General features: G+C 70.1%; 16 protein-coding genes. 8 read left to right on the top strand and 8 right to left on the bottom strand.

Annotation, left to right across the window (positions count from 1 at the left end; genetic code table 11):
• The first annotated feature begins 15 nt into the window (after positions 1-15).
• From AB0N14_RS27270 to AB0N14_RS27260, 3 genes are all read left to right on the top strand, one after another.
• On the top strand, positions 16-168 hold the full coding sequence (locus AB0N14_RS27270; protein WP_366028340.1) for a hypothetical protein: 153 nt from the start codon (positions 16-18) through the stop codon (positions 166-168).
• Positions 169-247: 79 nt separating this feature from the next.
• Entirely contained in the window at positions 248-1,336 is a 1,089-nt protein-coding gene (locus AB0N14_RS27265) for a NucA/NucB deoxyribonuclease domain-containing protein (RefSeq protein ID WP_366028339.1), read from the top strand.
• A gap of 92 nt (positions 1,337-1,428) precedes the next feature.
• Complete coding sequence (locus tag AB0N14_RS27260) at positions 1,429-2,028, top strand: hypothetical protein (RefSeq protein ID WP_366028338.1); 600 nt, start codon at positions 1,429-1,431, stop codon at positions 2,026-2,028.
• Positions 2,029-2,569: 541 nt separating this feature from the next.
• Here AB0N14_RS27260 and AB0N14_RS27255 read toward each other — a convergent pair.
• The gene (locus AB0N14_RS27255; RefSeq protein ID WP_366028337.1) at positions 2,570-3,052 is read right to left on the bottom strand and encodes a hypothetical protein; all 483 of its coding nucleotides are present in this window, start codon (positions 3,050-3,052) and stop codon (positions 2,570-2,572) included.
• A 375-nt stretch (positions 3,053-3,427) separates the two neighbouring features.
• On the opposite strand from AB0N14_RS27255, the gene AB0N14_RS27250 reads away from it, so the two are divergent.
• A complete protein-coding gene (locus tag AB0N14_RS27250) occupies positions 3,428-4,654 on the top strand; it encodes a 4-hydroxybenzoate 3-monooxygenase (RefSeq protein ID WP_366028336.1) in 1,227 nt (408 codons plus the stop codon).
• Between the two features lie 331 nt (positions 4,655-4,985).
• Positions 4,986-5,888 carry a Bax inhibitor-1/YccA family protein gene (locus AB0N14_RS27245; protein ID WP_366028335.1) on the top strand — a complete coding sequence of 301 codons (903 nt, stop codon included), beginning with the start codon at positions 4,986-4,988 and terminating at the stop codon, positions 5,886-5,888.
• A gap of 81 nt (positions 5,889-5,969) precedes the next feature.
• On the opposite strand, the gene AB0N14_RS27240 is transcribed toward AB0N14_RS27245, so the two are convergent.
• Positions 5,970-6,197: a DUF4287 domain-containing protein gene (locus AB0N14_RS27240; RefSeq protein WP_366028334.1), complete on the bottom strand. Its 228-nt coding sequence runs from the start codon at positions 6,195-6,197 to the stop codon at positions 5,970-5,972.
• Positions 6,198-6,298: 101 nt separating this feature from the next.
• On the opposite strand from AB0N14_RS27240, the gene AB0N14_RS27235 reads away from it, so the two are divergent.
• Complete coding sequence (locus AB0N14_RS27235; RefSeq protein WP_366028333.1) at positions 6,299-6,610, top strand: hypothetical protein; 312 nt, start codon at positions 6,299-6,301, stop codon at positions 6,608-6,610.
• Between the two features lie 126 nt (positions 6,611-6,736).
• On the opposite strand, the gene AB0N14_RS27230 is transcribed toward AB0N14_RS27235, so the two are convergent.
• From AB0N14_RS27230 to AB0N14_RS27220, 3 genes are all read right to left on the bottom strand, one after another.
• Positions 6,737-7,534: a hypothetical protein gene (locus tag AB0N14_RS27230; protein WP_366028332.1), complete on the bottom strand. Its 798-nt coding sequence runs from the start codon at positions 7,532-7,534 to the stop codon at positions 6,737-6,739.
• Positions 7,535-7,801: 267 nt separating this feature from the next.
• Entirely contained in the window at positions 7,802-9,022 is a 1,221-nt protein-coding gene (locus tag AB0N14_RS27225; protein WP_366028331.1) for an acetyl-CoA C-acetyltransferase, read from the bottom strand.
• A gap of 545 nt (positions 9,023-9,567) precedes the next feature.
• Positions 9,568-10,602 (bottom strand): SGNH/GDSL hydrolase family protein, encoded by a 1,035-nt coding sequence (locus AB0N14_RS27220; RefSeq protein ID WP_366028330.1) that lies wholly within the window; start codon positions 10,600-10,602, stop codon positions 9,568-9,570.
• 197 nt (positions 10,603-10,799) lie between these two features.
• Here AB0N14_RS27220 and AB0N14_RS27215 point away from each other — a divergent pair, with 197 nt between their 5' ends.
• Entirely contained in the window at positions 10,800-12,188 is a 1,389-nt protein-coding gene (locus AB0N14_RS27215; RefSeq protein WP_366028329.1) for a cystathionine beta-synthase, read from the top strand.
• A gap of 488 nt (positions 12,189-12,676) precedes the next feature.
• On the opposite strand, the gene AB0N14_RS27210 is transcribed toward AB0N14_RS27215, so the two are convergent.
• Positions 12,677-13,102 (bottom strand): hypothetical protein, encoded by a 426-nt coding sequence (locus AB0N14_RS27210; RefSeq protein WP_366028374.1) that lies wholly within the window; start codon positions 13,100-13,102, stop codon positions 12,677-12,679.
• A gap of 146 nt (positions 13,103-13,248) precedes the next feature.
• On the opposite strand from AB0N14_RS27210, the gene AB0N14_RS27205 reads away from it, so the two are divergent.
• On the top strand, positions 13,249-13,371 hold the full coding sequence (locus tag AB0N14_RS27205; protein WP_366028328.1) for a hypothetical protein: 123 nt from the start codon (positions 13,249-13,251) through the stop codon (positions 13,369-13,371).
• Here the strand turns inward: AB0N14_RS27205 and AB0N14_RS27200 are convergent.
• Positions 13,352-14,143, bottom strand: a complete 792-nt coding sequence (locus AB0N14_RS27200; RefSeq protein WP_366028327.1) for an ABC transporter permease — start codon at positions 14,141-14,143, stop codon at positions 13,352-13,354. The genes AB0N14_RS27205 and AB0N14_RS27200 overlap by 20 nt on opposite strands.
• Complete coding sequence (locus AB0N14_RS27195; RefSeq protein ID WP_366028326.1) at positions 14,140-15,096, bottom strand: ATP-binding cassette domain-containing protein; 957 nt, start codon at positions 15,094-15,096, stop codon at positions 14,140-14,142. Before AB0N14_RS27195 ends, AB0N14_RS27200 begins: the two co-directional genes overlap by 4 nt.
• Positions 15,097-15,121 lie beyond the last annotated feature (25 nt).

Genomic DNA, 15,121 nt, shown 5'->3' with positions numbered 1-15,121 from the left:
AGCACGGAGGAAGTAGTGAGCGACACCCACGACGTCCAAGGCCGGTGCCCCGCCCGGCAGTTCCAGGCCGAACACGGCGGCCTGGATGTCGCGGGCGCCTTCCGTGACGTGGGGCTGGGCCTGCTGGTCACGACCCTTACTCGACTTTCACACTACAGCTCACCTTGACCGAAACTGATCAAATCGAGATGCATCCTGCGTGAAGGGCGTGCTTGTATGCCCCCAACGCGACAGAGGCAGCGTTGAGTTGACCGCCACCCTGCCGACTGCGTTTCAACACAGGGGGTACAAGTTGCAATTGAAAGCGCTACTCACAACGGGGGCTGTAGCACTCGGACTCTTCGGAGCGGCTACGCCGACCGCTCTGGCCGATCAGCCCGGCACCGAAGACCTGCGCGTCACCATCAAGTCGGCCCAGCCCCAAGTGCACGGACTCACTGATTCAGCGTCCGATGCCACCTGCACCATCAACCAGATCATGGTCAATCGGTACAGCGAGTGTGAATGGGTCGCCGTCCACGTCGACGTCATGAAGGAAGTCAACGGCGCGCCCACCGTCGTGGGCACCATCGACTACGACGTCAAGCACCAAATGACCCTGCTGGCGAACTCCGCGAACTGGTCGGAGACGTTCACCGTCTCCAAGGCACGAGTCACCCGCGAAGGCAAAGACGTCCACGTCAACATCGCCGCTACCTCCGGCGGCGGCACCAAGGCCACTGTCCACTTCTCGCAGGGTCACATCCTCGACAGCGGACCTGCCAACGGCAGCATTGACTACACGACCGCCGCTATCCCCAAGGGGACCGTCAACCCCAAGGCGAAGACGCACTACACGTACACCTTCACCAAACCGGGCATTATCCCCGGCAGTGTCTCTTACGACTCAGCCGTCTACCGGTGCGACAACTACTACGGCAGCGCCCGCGCCAGCCGGTCCGGATGCGCCATTCCAGAAGCTCCCACCGCAGTGAGCATGGTCGGGATCCCCTACATCAACGACGGGATCCGCAAGTTGCGCGCCAACGGCGGCCACTACGGGGATCCCAACGGCGGCCAACCCCTGCACTGGATGATCAACCCGACGCAGGAGGACAAGAACCGCAAGGCCGTCTGCTCCGTGCCTGTCCCGCCGGACATGCAGAGCGCCGGCCGTACCTCCTGCGACGAATACCCGTTCGCCTCAACCTATGAAGGCGGCACCTACCTGCCCGCGAACCAGCGGGAGATCACCTGGGTCAACGTCCAGGAGAATCGCACCCAGGGGGGCACCATCACCGCATGGCGCAACAAGATGCACGTCATGGACGGCGACCCGTTCTACGTGATCGTCTGAGCGTCGATACACTCGCCACCAGTCAGGGGTGTCCCCTGCCCCGCTTGATAGGGGCAGGGGACACCCCTTCTCCGCTGAAGGAGGCTTGCCCCATGCTGGTCCGTGAAGCGACGTTCACCGTCAACCTCGGAGAGAATGGCTACCTCATCGGATTCGACGACGACTACGAATGGCCGAAGGAAATGCCCTTCGGCTGGCGATGCGGTCCAGCCACCGACACCAACGCTGTGGTGCTGCCCACCACCGACACAGGCCCCATGCAGATGACCATTCAGGTCCACGACGGACCGCCAGCGCCGCAGGCCGGCGGAGGCTGGGAGGCAGCGGAAGAGATCAGCCTGCGTGCCGACTTCCCTGTTCTATGTCTCGCCGTCATCCGGCAGAGCGACTTCTGGGACCCCTGGCCCGACCAGGAACCGCCCCTTGAGGTCCCGCGCTCCGCCAATGACGAGGAGTGGGTGCGCATGCGCCTGTACTGCCACGTAGACAATTCCGAACCAGGCATCGGTGACCGTGGGGAGCGCCACCTGGTCCAACTCTGGCGCGCACCCCAGGCGCCCGGCGTGCACCCGGAGCTCACTGACGCCGACCGGCAGGCCCGGGCCGAGTACGCCGCACAGATGGGCGTACCAGTGGAGGAGTACACCACGACCTACACCGTCAGCTACACCCCCGACAACCCACCCGCCTGACCCTGCGCTGCCCACGACCTGCACGACGCCCTCGACGCTCCCGCGCCGGACACAGCAGCGACCCACGCGACCGAACCCGCAGAGTCGCCGACGACCGGATGAAACGGCACGAGGCCGCCGCATGAAAAGTCGAAGCGGAACCGGCGTCGAGACGCCAGAGCATCTGCCGGTGCTCCCGTACAGCTCCCACGGGAGCACGCATCCCCCGTTGCCGCTGCTCCCGCACTGCGCTCCCACGGGAGCACGCATCACCGTCTGGGGCGCGATGTGACGGGTCGAGACGGGATGAGGCGGGCCGAGGCGGGACGGAAAATGCAGGTCAGGGAATCGTCGCAGGTCAGGGGCTGCACCCGTAAGGGTTCGAGTCCGGCTCCGGGCACTTCCCTGATCAGTAACCCGCTGGTCGCCCTTCGGTCGGCGAGCGGATCGACGGCGAGTGGTGGGGGCCGAACGGCTTGTGCTGGACCGCACCAGGCGGGATGAGGGCCGTCGCGGGGCCGGGCGTCGGCTGTGCGGGCGGTTGGCACTCAGGGGCGTGGCGTCAGAGGTACGTTTCGTCAAGGTGGGTCGCGGGCTTCGTGGTCTCCGCTCCCGGCAACCGCAGCGAGAACCAGCCGACCTTGTGGCCGAACAGCCAGACGAGGCTCAGGTACAGGTTCGGGGCCACCTGGCGCACCTCATCGCGTAGGCCCATGGCCAGCAGGGACGTCCGCGAGTAGTCGACGACGATGCAGTCCTTGCCGTCCAGCCGGCTCCGCCCCACTGAGACCTTCGCGATGAAGGCGAGCACGTCCAGCGGCGTGAACCGGTTGCTCAGATGGCCGTCCGGACTGAAAACCTTGCCCCGCCACAGGCCGAGGCTCACGAACACGGCGAGGAACCGGGCTCCCGCCGATCCGGCCCAGGGCAGAATCGCCGTGCCCTCCAGCGGACCCCTCGGGATCTCGCCGGGCGGACTCGTACGGAAGATGTCCTCGAGCCGCTGCTCTCCAGCCTTGAGCAGCTGCACCTCATCGAGTACCACGCGCGTCCTCCCGGCCGTCGCTCCCTGCTCACGCCCCGCCAGCTCCACCTTGGGCACGGTCGGCGCGGCCCACCACCGCTGATGAGCCGAACGGCTTGAGCCCGGGTGTGGGGCAGCGCGCTGCGCCGGCGCGCGACCGCCGCCGTGTGCTCCCTGCTGTAGCGGCGGGCGTGGTCGACGCGCACGCCGCTATGCCGCGGACAAGGGAAGGAAGACAAGGAGCAGTCGTTGACAGGAGGGCCGTGCGGCCGGAGACTCTCTCTCCGAGTTGGTGAAATAGCCTTCACTCTGCGAACAACTCGGACAACCGCACGGCAGGACTGAGACCGGACTCGGCGGCGGCCGGGGATCGTACGAGCGCGAAGGGGCGTCGGGATGCGTACCACCGTCGGCATCATCGGAGCGGGGCCCGCCGGGCTGCTGCTCGCGCGGCTGCTGCACAACGCCGGCGTCGACTCCGTCGTGCTGGAGGCCCGCGACCGGGCCTATGTCGAGCGGCGCCAGCGGGCGGGGATCCTGGAGCAGGGATCCGTCGACGTGCTGCGGGCCGCCGGGGCGGGCGAGCGGATGGACCGTGAGGGGCTGCGGCACGACGGGATCGAGCTGCGTTTCGCGCGCCGCCGCCACCGCGTCGACTTCCCCGTGCTCACCGGCGGCCGCTCCGTGATGGTGTACGCGCAGACCGAGGTCTGCAAGGACCTCATCGCGCTCCAGCTCAAGGAGGGCGGCCCGCTGCTGTTCGAGGCCGAGGCGCTGGCCGTCGAGGGCGCCGACGGCGACAGCCCGCGGGTGCGCTTCCGGCAGGAGGGGAGCGAGGACGTCCTGGAGTGCGAGTACGTCGTCGGGTGTGACGGCTTCTGGGGCGTGTCCCGTAAGGCGGTTCCCGCCGGACTGTCCCGTGTCTTCGAACGTACGTACCCATTCGGCTGGCTCGGCATCCTCGCCGATGTCGCACCCTCGCACGACGAACTCGTCTACGCCCGCCACGACCGCGGCTTCGCCCTGCTGAGCATGCGCCCGCCCGCCACCCGCCACCACCCTTCCAAGGAAGTCGCTTCGCTCCCCATCGAATCCTTCGTCTCCAGGCTCTACCTCCAGGTGCCGGAGGGCACGGACGCCGAGGAGTGGGCCGACGAGGAGATCTGGGACGAGCTGGAGCGCCGCTTCGAGACCGCCGACGGCTGGACACTCGCCCGGGGTCCCATCACCTCCAAGTCGGTCACACCGATGCGCAGTTACGTCCACGAGCCGATGCGCCACGGCCGGCTCTTCCTCGCCGGGGACGCCGCCCACATCGTGCCGCCCACCGGCGCCAAGGGGCTCAATCTCGCCGTCGGCGACGTCGTCACCTTCGCGCGGGCGCTGACGCACCAGCAGGAGACGGGCTCCGGCGAACTGCTCGACGCCTACTCCGAGACCTGTCTGCGCCGTGTCTGGCAGGCCGAGCGGTTCTCGTACGAGATGACCACGCTGCTGCACCGCGCCCCGGACGCCACGCCGTTCGAGGACCGCATCCAACTGGCCCGGCTGGAACGGCTCACCACTTCGCGCGCCGCCGAGACCGACCTCGCCGACGGGTACACGGGCTTCCCGCTGGGGTGACGTCCGGGGATGACGCCTGCGGGTGGGTCTTTGAGGTGACGTCTGCGGGTGGACGTCATGGGTGACGTGGGTGGCGTCACCCGTCCGGGCGAGTGGCGTCACCCGTCCAGGCGAAGAAGGCCTTGGTCGCTCGCCCGGATGATCAGTGGCCGGTCTCGACTCTGTACCGGCTTCGTCATGGGTGGGACGGATCCTCGCCGGGAATCACACCAGCGCGTAGCGTGTTGCGTGCGATGAGGAGGGGAAGATCCTCCTCAAGCAGTACGGCCAATTCTTTGCCTGTCTATTACTCTTGAGCCAAGGCCACGCAGGGTGGTCATGGAGGAGTGAAATGAGGAGCAGCAACCCGGTCTTCTCGCGACGGGGGTTCAGCCGCGACAACGGCTACGCGGGCTTCAACACCGCGCCGCAGGCCGGGGGAGCCCCCGTCGGCACGCAGGGCAACCCGTACGCGCAGAACCCTTACGCGGGCGGCAACCCCTACGCGCAGAACCCCTACGCGCAGAACCCGTACGGACAGCAGACGCAGTACGGCGCCCCGCCGCAGGCCCCGGCCGCCCCCGGCCGGATGACGATGGACGACGTCGTCATGCGCTCGGGGATGACGCTCGGCACGGTCGCCGTCGGCGCGATTCTCGCCTGGGCGCTGCTGCCGGTCTCGTCCACCAGCTTCGGCCTCGCGTTCGGTTCCGCGCTGGTCGCGTTCGTCCTGGCGATGGTGCAGTCCTTCAAGCGCACGCCGTCGCCCGCGCTGATCCTGGGGTACGCCGCCTTCGAGGGCGTCTTCCTCGGTGTCATCAGCGAGATGTACAACGCGCAGTGGCACGGCGCACCGTTCCAGGCCGTGCTCGGCACGATGGCGGTCTCGGGCGCGACCCTGCTCGTCTACAAGGCGGGCTGGATCCGCGTCACCGCGCGGTACGCCCGGATCGGCATGGCCATCGCCATCGCCTTCGTCCTGACCATGGCGGTCAACCTGCTGCTGGTCGCGTTCGGCGTCGCGCCGGACGGCGGGCTGCGCAGCATGGGCCCGCTGGGCGTGCTGGTCGGTGTCATCGCGATCCTGCTCGGCGCGTTCTTCCTGACGCTCGACTTCAAGCAGATCGAGGACGGGATCGCGTACGGGGCGCCGCGCGAGGAGGCCTGGCTGGCGGCGTTCGGCCTGACCATGACCCTCGTGTGGATCTACGTGGAGATGCTGCGGCTCGTCGCGATCTTCAGTAGCAACGACTAGTCGTCGTCGGCGCTCCCGGCGCTCCCGGCGTTTTGAAGGGCCCGTGAACCGTGGTTCACGGGCCTCTTCAGTGTGCGCGGCTCACATGAGTTTGCGCGCGGCCCTCCTCAGGTCGTACTCGTGGATGATCGCTTTGGCGTGGCCGTACGCGAGATTGTGCTCGTGCCGGAGCCAGCTGACCTTCTCCTCGAAGCAGAGAGAGGGGCCTTCGTCGACGGTTCGCAGCCAGTCGGACACTTCACGACCGGTGCAGTGGGGGATGCGGGCGAGCAGGTTGCGATGGGTCTCCTCGGAGAAGACTTGGGACATCGGCGCCTCCGGACGCACTCGATGAAGCCGGTCCTTCAGGTCACCGTGCCTGAGCGTTCGCCTGTTGGCAACAGTGCTGCCGCGACGCGTACGCTCGCCGCGTGCTTGATACGACGCCTTTGACCCGGGCCGTGGATCACTTCGCCGACCGGTTGCGGGCCGCTCCGCAGAGCCGGCTGCAACGGGGCGCGGCGGCCAAGGCGCTCGCCCTCGCCAGGGAGTTGGCGCGTCGCGCCCAGCTTCTGGAGGACCCTTCGGCCGAGCCGCGGGAGATGCCGGACGCGGGCATGTTCGCGGCCGCCGACCAGATCACGGTCGCCGGGCACGATCTGGCCATCGTCCTGCGGGACAAGAAGGAACTCGCCGAGGCCGTGGCGCTGGTGGAGGAGGCGCAGAAACGCGCCGGGGTGTGAGGAGGCGCCACCACGCGCCGGGATCGAGGAGGCGCTGGAACGCGCCGGGGTGGGACGGCCGATTCCCGCTCCCCGGCGCGGCCCCGTGCTGTCACGGCGTGACGGCGTGATGTCGTGGTGGCGTGACTACAGGGACGCGATGACGCGGTCCGCGAGGACGTAGACGGTCTCCTCGCCGCACGCGAACGTGAGGGCGTAGGCGCCCGAGACGCCCGAGCCGCCGAGCAGGACCGGGGTGTGGCCGGCGGTCAGGGCCGCGGCCAGGCGCTCCGCGGTCTCGCGGTGGCCCGGGGTCATGCACAGCGTCGTACCGTCCGCGAAGACGTACACGTCCAGGGTGCCCAGCGGGCCCGGGCGGACGTCGGCGAGTTCGATGCCGGCGTCGGCCAGCTTCTCCAGGCACGCGACCGTGCGCTCGTGGTCGCCCGTGACGGGGGAGGGGGTCGGGACGAAGTCGGGGTGCGAGGGATGGCGGCGGCGGGCGGCGGCCAGTTCGGGGGAGTCCCCGGGGAACTCGGTCTCGTCGGCGCCGGCCTCGGTCACCGGTTCCAGGCTGTCGTGCGCCAGGCCCGCGAAGTCCGCGGGACGGGGCAGGAACAGCTCGCTCTCGGGCAGGCCGAACAGGGTCGGGGCGTCGGCGATGTCCCGGGCCTCCTGGGCGGCCCAGAAGGCGCGCGCCTCGGCCAGCTCGCGCTCCCGCTCCTCCGCGAGCGCCTCGGCCACGGCGGCGCGTATCTCCTCCGCGTCGGCGGCGGTGCGGGCGGCGGGCACCAGCCCGCGTGCCTGCACGGCGCGGCTCTCGGCGAGTTCGGCGTGCAGGGCCGCGACCTGCCGGTGCAGCGCCCGCACGCTGCACAGGACGGCGACGCCCACGCCCGCGGTCGCGGCGGTGGTGAGCAGCAGAGCTATCGGCATGGCGCTCACTGACGTACTCCTGGTTCAAGGTCGGCCCCCGACTTCCTACATCAGCTTGAAGGGTGGACTAACCAGCTGTCAGTGCGTAACGTCACGAAACGGACATGAGGTTGCCCTCAATGTTTACCAGAGGAACCGCTGTGACCTGCGGGAATCCCGTTCAGAGGGAGATAGGTCACATCCTGGGGGAGATTGGGTTACAAATCGGCCCGAAGCTCTGCCGGATCCTGGGAGCGGCGGAGCTCCGGGCCGTCGCGCGGGTGGCGCGGGCGGAGGTCAGCTGAGGCGCTCGATGACCATGGCCATGCCCTGGCCGCCGCCGACGCACATCGTCTCCAGGCCGAACTGCTTGTCGTGCCACTGGAGAGAGTTGATCAGGGTGGTGGTGATGCGGGCGCCGGTCATGCCGAAGGGGTGGCCGACGGCGATGGCGCCGCCGTTGACGTTCAGCTTCTCCAGCGGGATGTTCAGGTCGCGGTAGGACGGGATCACCTGGGCGGCGAAGGCCTCGTTGATCTCGACGAGGTCGATGTCGTCGATGGTGAGGCCGGCGCGCTGCAGGGCCTGCTTGCTGGCCTCGACGGGACCGTAGCCCATGATCTCCGGCGACAGCCCGGAGACGCCGGTGGACACGATCCGGGCGAGCGGTGTGAGCCCCAGCTCCCGGGCCTTGGTGTCGCTCATGATGACCAGGGCGGCGGCGCCGTCGTTGAGGGGGCAGCAGTTGCCGGCGGTGACACGGCCGTCGGGCCGGAAGACGGGCTTGAGGCCGGAGACGGCCTCCAGGGTCACCCCGGGCCGCGGCCCGTCGTCCTTGCTGACGACCGTGCCGTCCGGGAGGGTCACCGGGGTGATCTCGCGCTCCCAGAAGCCCTTGGCGATGGCCTGCTCGGCGAGGTTCTGCGAGCGGACGCCGAACTCGTCCATCTCCTCGCGGGTGACGCCCTTCAGCCGGGCGAGGTTCTCGGCGGTCTGGCCCATCGCGATGTACGGGTCGGGGAGCAGGCCGTCCTCGCGCGGGTCGTGCCAGTCGGCGCCCTCGGACTCGGCGACGGCGGCGGTACGGGCCTCGGCCTCGGCGAAGAGCGGGTTGCGGGTGTCGGGGAGGCCGTCGGAGGTGCCCTTGACGCTGCGGCTGACCGTCTCGACGCCCGCGGAGATGAAGACGTCGCCCTCGCCGGCCTTGATGGCGTGCAGGGCCATGCGGGAGGTCTGGAGGGAGGAGGAACAGTACCGGGTGACGGTGCAGCCGGGGAGGTGATCCATCCCCATCTGTACGGCGACGATACGGCCGAGGTTGTGGCCCTGCTCGCCGCCGGGGAGGCCGCAGCCGAGCATCAGGTCGTCGATGTCCTTCGGGTCCAGGGCGGGGACCTTGTCGAGGGCGGCCTGGATGATCGTGGCGGTGAGGTCGTCCGGGCGGAGGTCCTTCAGGGAGCCCTTGAAGGCACGGCCGATCGGGGAACGGGCGGTCGAGACGATGACGGCTTCGGGCATCACGGCTCCATTGCGCGAGGGTGAGCAGGGCTGTGAGGGAAGTTACCCGTACGTACGGTGGAGGTCACGGGCATGGGCGTGTGACTCGGGCCGCAATTTTCTAAGCGCTTGCTTGGGCCTCCGGCGGTTCGGCCGGAAACGGTGCCGGTGGGGTGGGTGCGCCGTTCGCTGGGGCTGCGCCCCGGGGCCCCGCTCCCGCCTGCGGCCAGGTCCACCGGCCGCCGACCGCCGGACGGGCGGAACGTCGCGGGGCGGCGCCGCTCGCGAGTCGGGAGGGGTGGCGTGGGTGGGGGGCTGCGGGCTGTGTGTGGCTGGTCGCGCAGTTCCCCGCGCCCCTTCCGGGGCGCGGCCCCAGTTGGGGGACCCCGCGAGGGGTGCAAGGGGCGGAGTCCCCGCCGGGGTGCGGGGGCGGAGCCCCGCGCGGGGTGCGGGGGACGCGGTCCCCGCCGGGGTCCCAGGGGCGGAGCGCCTGACGGGGTTGAAGGGGCGGAGCCCCTGGAGGTGGGACGGGTAGGGGCGGCGGGGGCGAGGAATCGCCCCCGGCGTTATACGGATGGTTCCGGGGCCGTGGTCGGGGCCGCCTCCGGGGTCGGCAGGCGGCGGCGACGGCGGCGCTTGAGCAGGGCCCACGGCCCCCGCGGGCCCGTCGGCATCGCGGCCGTGACCTCCGTGCCCGCCTCGTCCGCGGCCTCCGCCGCGGCCCGGGCCACCGGCAGGAAGCCCTCGCGGCGGGACGCGTCCGGGCGCTCCTCCTCCGCCGGCCACAGGCCGAGCGCGGCGCACACCGTCGGCAGGACCGCCATCGCCGCCGTGGCGTATCCCTCCGCCGAGGGGTGGTAGTTGTCGGGGCCGAACAGTTCACGAGGGTTCGCCTCGAACTCGGGGCCCAGCAGGTCGCCCAGCGAGACCGTACGGCCCCCCTGCTCCACCACCCCGATCGTCTGGGCCGCGGCCAGCTGCCGGGAGGCCCGGCGGGCCAGCCACCGCAGCGGCTGCTGCACCGGCTCGATCGTGCCCAGGTCGGGACACGTGCCGACGACGACCTCCGCGCCCGCCGTGCGCAGGCGCCGCACCGCCGCCGACAGATACCGCACCGACCGCGTCGGCGGCATCCGGTGCGTCACGTCGTTCGCGCCGATCATGATGACGCAGATGTCGGGAATCCGGTCCTGGACCGCGAGCGTCAGTGCCACCTGACGGTCCAGGTCGTCCGACTGCGCCCCGGGAAGGGCCACGACGCGCAGCTCCACCGGCCGTTCCGCCACCGCCGCCAGCCCCGACGCCAGCAGCGCCCCAGGCGTCTGGCGGGAGCGGTGCACGCCCTGCCCCGCGGCGGTGGAGTCGCCGAGCATCACCAGCCTCAGCGGTGGTTCGCCGAGGGCGCTGTAGCCACGTCCGTACAGGCCGTCCGCGCTCGGTGGATGCGGGCTGTGTCCGTTGCCCACATGGCGCTTGGCCAGCTGCACCTCGGCGACCAGCAGCCCGACGGCGGCCGCTCCGACCAGGCCGATACCGCCGCCGCCGTACGCCGCGCCCGCCGCGATGCGCCGGGCCACTCTCGCCCTCGACATGCTCGACATGCGTCGCCGCCACCTCCTCGTAGCCGTACACCCACTGCTTGCCCCGTACGCCCCGTCGACCAATCTCAACGACGCGTGAACGCCCGGGACGGCCCCCGCCGAGGGCTCGTCGGCTCAGCGCACCCGCCCGGGCGGTACGAGCGCTTACGCTGGCGGAACCATCACGACCACTTCCTGTGCAGCAACCGGAGACAACGGTGCAATTCCACGACTCGATGATCAGCCTGGTCGGCAACACCCCGCTGGTCAGGCTCAACCGCGTGACCGCCGGCATCAAGGCGACCGTTCTCGCGAAGGTCGAGTACTTCAACCCCGGCGGTTCCGTCAAGGATCGCATCGCCCTGCGCATGATCGAGGCGGCCGAGCAGAGCGGCGAGCTGAAGCCGGGCGGCACGATCGTGGAGCCGACCAGCGGCAACACGGGCGTCGGCCTTGCGATCGTGGCCCAGCAGAAGGGCTACAAGTGCATCTTCGTCTGCCCGGACAAGGTCTCCACCGACAAGATCAACGTGCTGCGCGCGTACGGCGCCGAGGTGGTCGTGTGCCCGACGGCGGTGGCCCCGGAACACCCCGACTCCTACTACAACGTCTCCGACCGGCTCGTCCGTGAGACGCCCGGCGCCTGGAAGCCCGACCAGTACTCCAACCCCAACAACCCCCTGTCGCACTACCACTCCACCGGCCCCGAGCTGTGGGAGCAGACGGAGGGGAAGATCACTCACTTCGTCACCGGCGTCGGCACCGGCGGCACCATCTCCGGTACCGGCCGCTACCTGAAGGACGTCAGCGACGGCCGGGTCAAGGTCATCGGCGCCGACCCCGAGGGCTCGGTGTACTCCGGCGGCTCGGGACGCCCGTACCTGGTGGAGGGCGTCGGTGAGGACTTCTGGCCGACCGCGTACGACCCCACCGTCGCCGACGAGATCGTCGCCGTCTCCGACAAGGACTCCTTCCAGATGACCCGGCGGCTGGCCCGGGAGGAGGGCCTGCTGGTGGGCGGCTCCTGCGGCATGGCCGTCGTCGCCGCCCTGCGGGTCGCCGAGCGGCTCGGTCCGGACGACGTCGTGGTGGTGCTCCTGCCCGACAGCGGGCGCGGCTACCTGAGCAAGATCTTCAACGACGAGTGGATGGCCGACTACGGCTTCCTCGAGGACACGGGCCCGAGCGCGCGCGTCGGCGACGTGCTCAAGGACAAGGAGGGCGCCATCCCCTCCCTCGTCCACATGCACCCCGACGAAACCGTCGGGCAGGCCATCGAGGTGCTGCGTGAGTACGGCGTCTCGCAGATGCCGATCGTCAAGCCGGGCGCGGGCCACCCGGACGTGATGGCCGCCGAGGTCGTGGGGTCCGTCGTCGAACGCGAGCTGCTGACTGCCCTGTTCGCCAAGCACGCCTCCCTGGACGACCCGCTGGAGAAGCACATGTCCCCGCCGCTGCCGCAGGTCGGCTCCGGTGAGCCGGTCGCGGACCTGATGTCGGTGCTCGGTGCGGCCGACGCGGCGATCGTCCTGGTCGAGGGCAAGCCGACCGGGGTGGTCAGCCGGCAGGACCTGCTGGCGTTCCTGGCCAAGGGGGGAAAGCAGTAGCAAACGTCCGGCGAACCGGGCGTGTCGCCGGGGAACTTCCGGTGACGGGCGGGAAGAGCCGCTTCTCGGAAGTGGTACGAGCGCGTCACGTCCGCGCAGCACCCGCTTAACACGGGTCCGGCACATTGGTGGGTGTCGGCAGGCGGCGGGAGCGGCTCCCCGCCCCGGTCGGCAGCGAACGGCGCCAAGGACCTCCGGAGCGGCTCCCGGACCTCCATGGACGCCACGGACGCGCAAGCCCGGCCCTGATCCGGCCCGCGTCCCCCGCGGGGACCGCCGTCGTCCCGCCCCCCGGCAACGGGGGTGCGGCGGTCCCCGCGCGCAGCTCGTTGCGCCTGAACCGGCGAGTTCTTGCGCCTGAGTCGGCGCCGCTCTCGCGAACCTGGTGCTCGCCGTCGTGGTTTCTCAATTGATGGTTGCGGTGGCCGTCGTTTTTTCGTTCGACTGGGGATCGTCAGAATCCGGGCGGGGTCGGAATCCGGGCAGGGTCAGTCTTCCCACTCGGCGTCCTGTGGGGACTTGCGGCGGCGGCCGAAGAGGCCCGGGTTGGTGCGGGCGGCCTGGACCGCGTTGACGCCGACGATGCCGAACCAGGCGGCCACCAGGCCGGACATGCCCCCGAAGGAGCCGCCGATCGCCGAGAGCGGGATCGCCACCACCAGCGACACGATGCCGAAGCCGAAGCGCTCGCCCCAGGAGTCCGTCGCCCGGGGCGACCGCGCGCCGCGCGCCACGACCATGCGCTGCTCGGCCAGCTGCCGCCGCACCCGGCGGTCGATCGCGCCGTCGATGCGCTGGTCGACCTTCTCCAGGAAGGATTCGACCAGTGCCGACTCGTACTCCTCGCCCAGTTCCCTGCGGGCCTGCAGGGTGGCGTCGAGTTCCTTCTTCAGGTCGGCGTCGCGCGCGTCCATTCCGGTCATGCGCACAACGGTAAGGAAGCGGGAGTCTGCCCGCACTGGGGACAACCCCCCGTTCCGGCGGGGGCCCACCGGCAGGAGGCGCAGTTCCTTCGGTCGGGGAGCTGCGGCGCCGGGTGCGGAGACCGCAGGCCCGGCGGATGGCCGAGAACGCGGATGGGGCGGCGTACGCCGACGCGGTGTCGGTGTACGCCGCCCTCGGCGGGATCGGGCTGCGGGAGGCGGCCCGCGTGCTCGTGTCGGCTACTTCGGGTCGCGGTTGAACACCGACTTCGACCACAGGTAGCCGAGGACCGTCAGCGCCAGGCACCAGGCGATCGCGAGCCACCCGTTGTGGCCGATCTCGCTGCCGAGCAGCAGGCCGCGCAGGGTCTCGATGGCCGGTGTGAACGGCTGGTACTCGGCGATCGGCTGGAACCAGCCCGGCATCGCGTCGACCGGTACGAAGGTGCTGGAGATGAGCGGCAGGAAGATCAGCGGCATCGCGTTGTTGCTGGCGGCCTCGGCGTTCGGGCTGACCATGCCCATCCCGACCGCGATCCAGGTGAGCGCCAGGGCGAACAGCGTGAGCAGCCCGAACGCCGCGATCCACTCCAGGGCCGTGGCGTTCGTGGACCGGAAGCCGATGGCCACGGCGACGGCCCCCACGAGGACCACACTGATGATCGACTGCAGCACGCTGCCGACGACGTGCCCGACGAGCACGGACCCGCGGTGGATCGCCATCGTGCGGAATCGGGCGATGATGCCCTCGGTCATGTCGTTGGAGACGGACACCGCGGTGCCGATCGTGGTGCTGCCGATGGTCATCAGCAACAGGCCCGGCACGAGGTAGGCGATGTATGCGGAGCGGTCGGCGCCGCCGCCACCGATGCCCGCGCTCATGGTGTCGCCGAAGATGTAGACGAACAACAGCAGCAGCATGACCGGGGTGAGCAGCAGGTTCAGGGTGAGGGACGGGTAGCGCCGGGCGTGCAGCAGGTTGCGGCGCAGCATCGTGGACGAGTCGCGCACGGCCAGGGACAGGGAGCTCATCGGACGGTCTCCTTGGGCTGATTGGGAACGTCGGCGCCGCCCGTCAGGGCGAAGAACACGTCGTCGAGGTCGGGGGTGTGCACGGTCAGCTCGTCCGCCTCGATGCCGGCCGATTCCAGCCAGTCGAGGATGGAGCGCAGCTCGCGCTGGCTGCCGTCGCTGGGGAGCTGCAGCGCCAGTGCCTCGTCGTCCCGGGTGACCTCGCGCAGGGCGAGGACGGCGCTCTGGTACGCGGCCGGGTCGGCGAAGCGCAGCCGCACGTGTCCGCCGGGGATGAGCCGCTTCAGCTCCTCGGCGGTGCCCTCGGCGGCGATCTTCCCGTCGTTGAGCACGGCGATACGGTCGGCGAGTTCGTCCGCCTCCTCCAGGTACTGCGTCGTGAGAAAGACGGTGACGCCGTCGGAGACGAGCTCGCGGATGATCTGCCACATGTTGTGGCGGGAGCGCGGGTCGAGACCGGTGGTCGGCTCGTCGAGGAAGATGATCCGCGGGTTGCCGACCAGGGTCATGGCGATGTCCAGGCGGCGCTTCATGCCGCCGGAGTAGGTGGAGGCGGGCTTCTTCGCCGCCTCGGTGAGGCCGAAGCGCTCCAGCAGCTCGGCGGCGGTGCGCCGGCCCTCGCGGCGGGAGAGGTGGTGCAGGTCCGCCATGAGGAGCATGTTCTCCTCGCCGGTGATCAGGCCGTCGAGGGCGGAGAACTGCCCGGTGACGCCGATAGCGGCGCGGACCGCCTGGGGGGCGGCGGCCAGGTCATGGCCACCGACGTGGATCACGCCGGCATCAGCGCTGATCAGGGTGGAGAGGATCTTCACGGCGGTGGTCTTGCCGGCGCCGTTCGGGCCGAGCAGGGAGAAGATCGTTCCTTCGGGAACGGCCAGGTCGACGCCGTCGAGCACGACCTTGTCGCCGTAGGACTTGCGCAGTCCGTTCGCCGCGATGGCCAGGTTGGTCATGAAAGGTGCCCCCTATTACTGACTG

Origin of the sequence: Streptomyces sp. NPDC051104, assembly GCF_040682835.1 — a bacterium.
Classification (GTDB): Bacteria; Actinomycetota; Actinomycetes; order Streptomycetales; family Streptomycetaceae; genus Streptomyces; species Streptomyces cynarae.
Note: the sequence above shows the minus strand (reverse complement) of the source record. Positions and strands in the feature narration are given on the sequence as shown.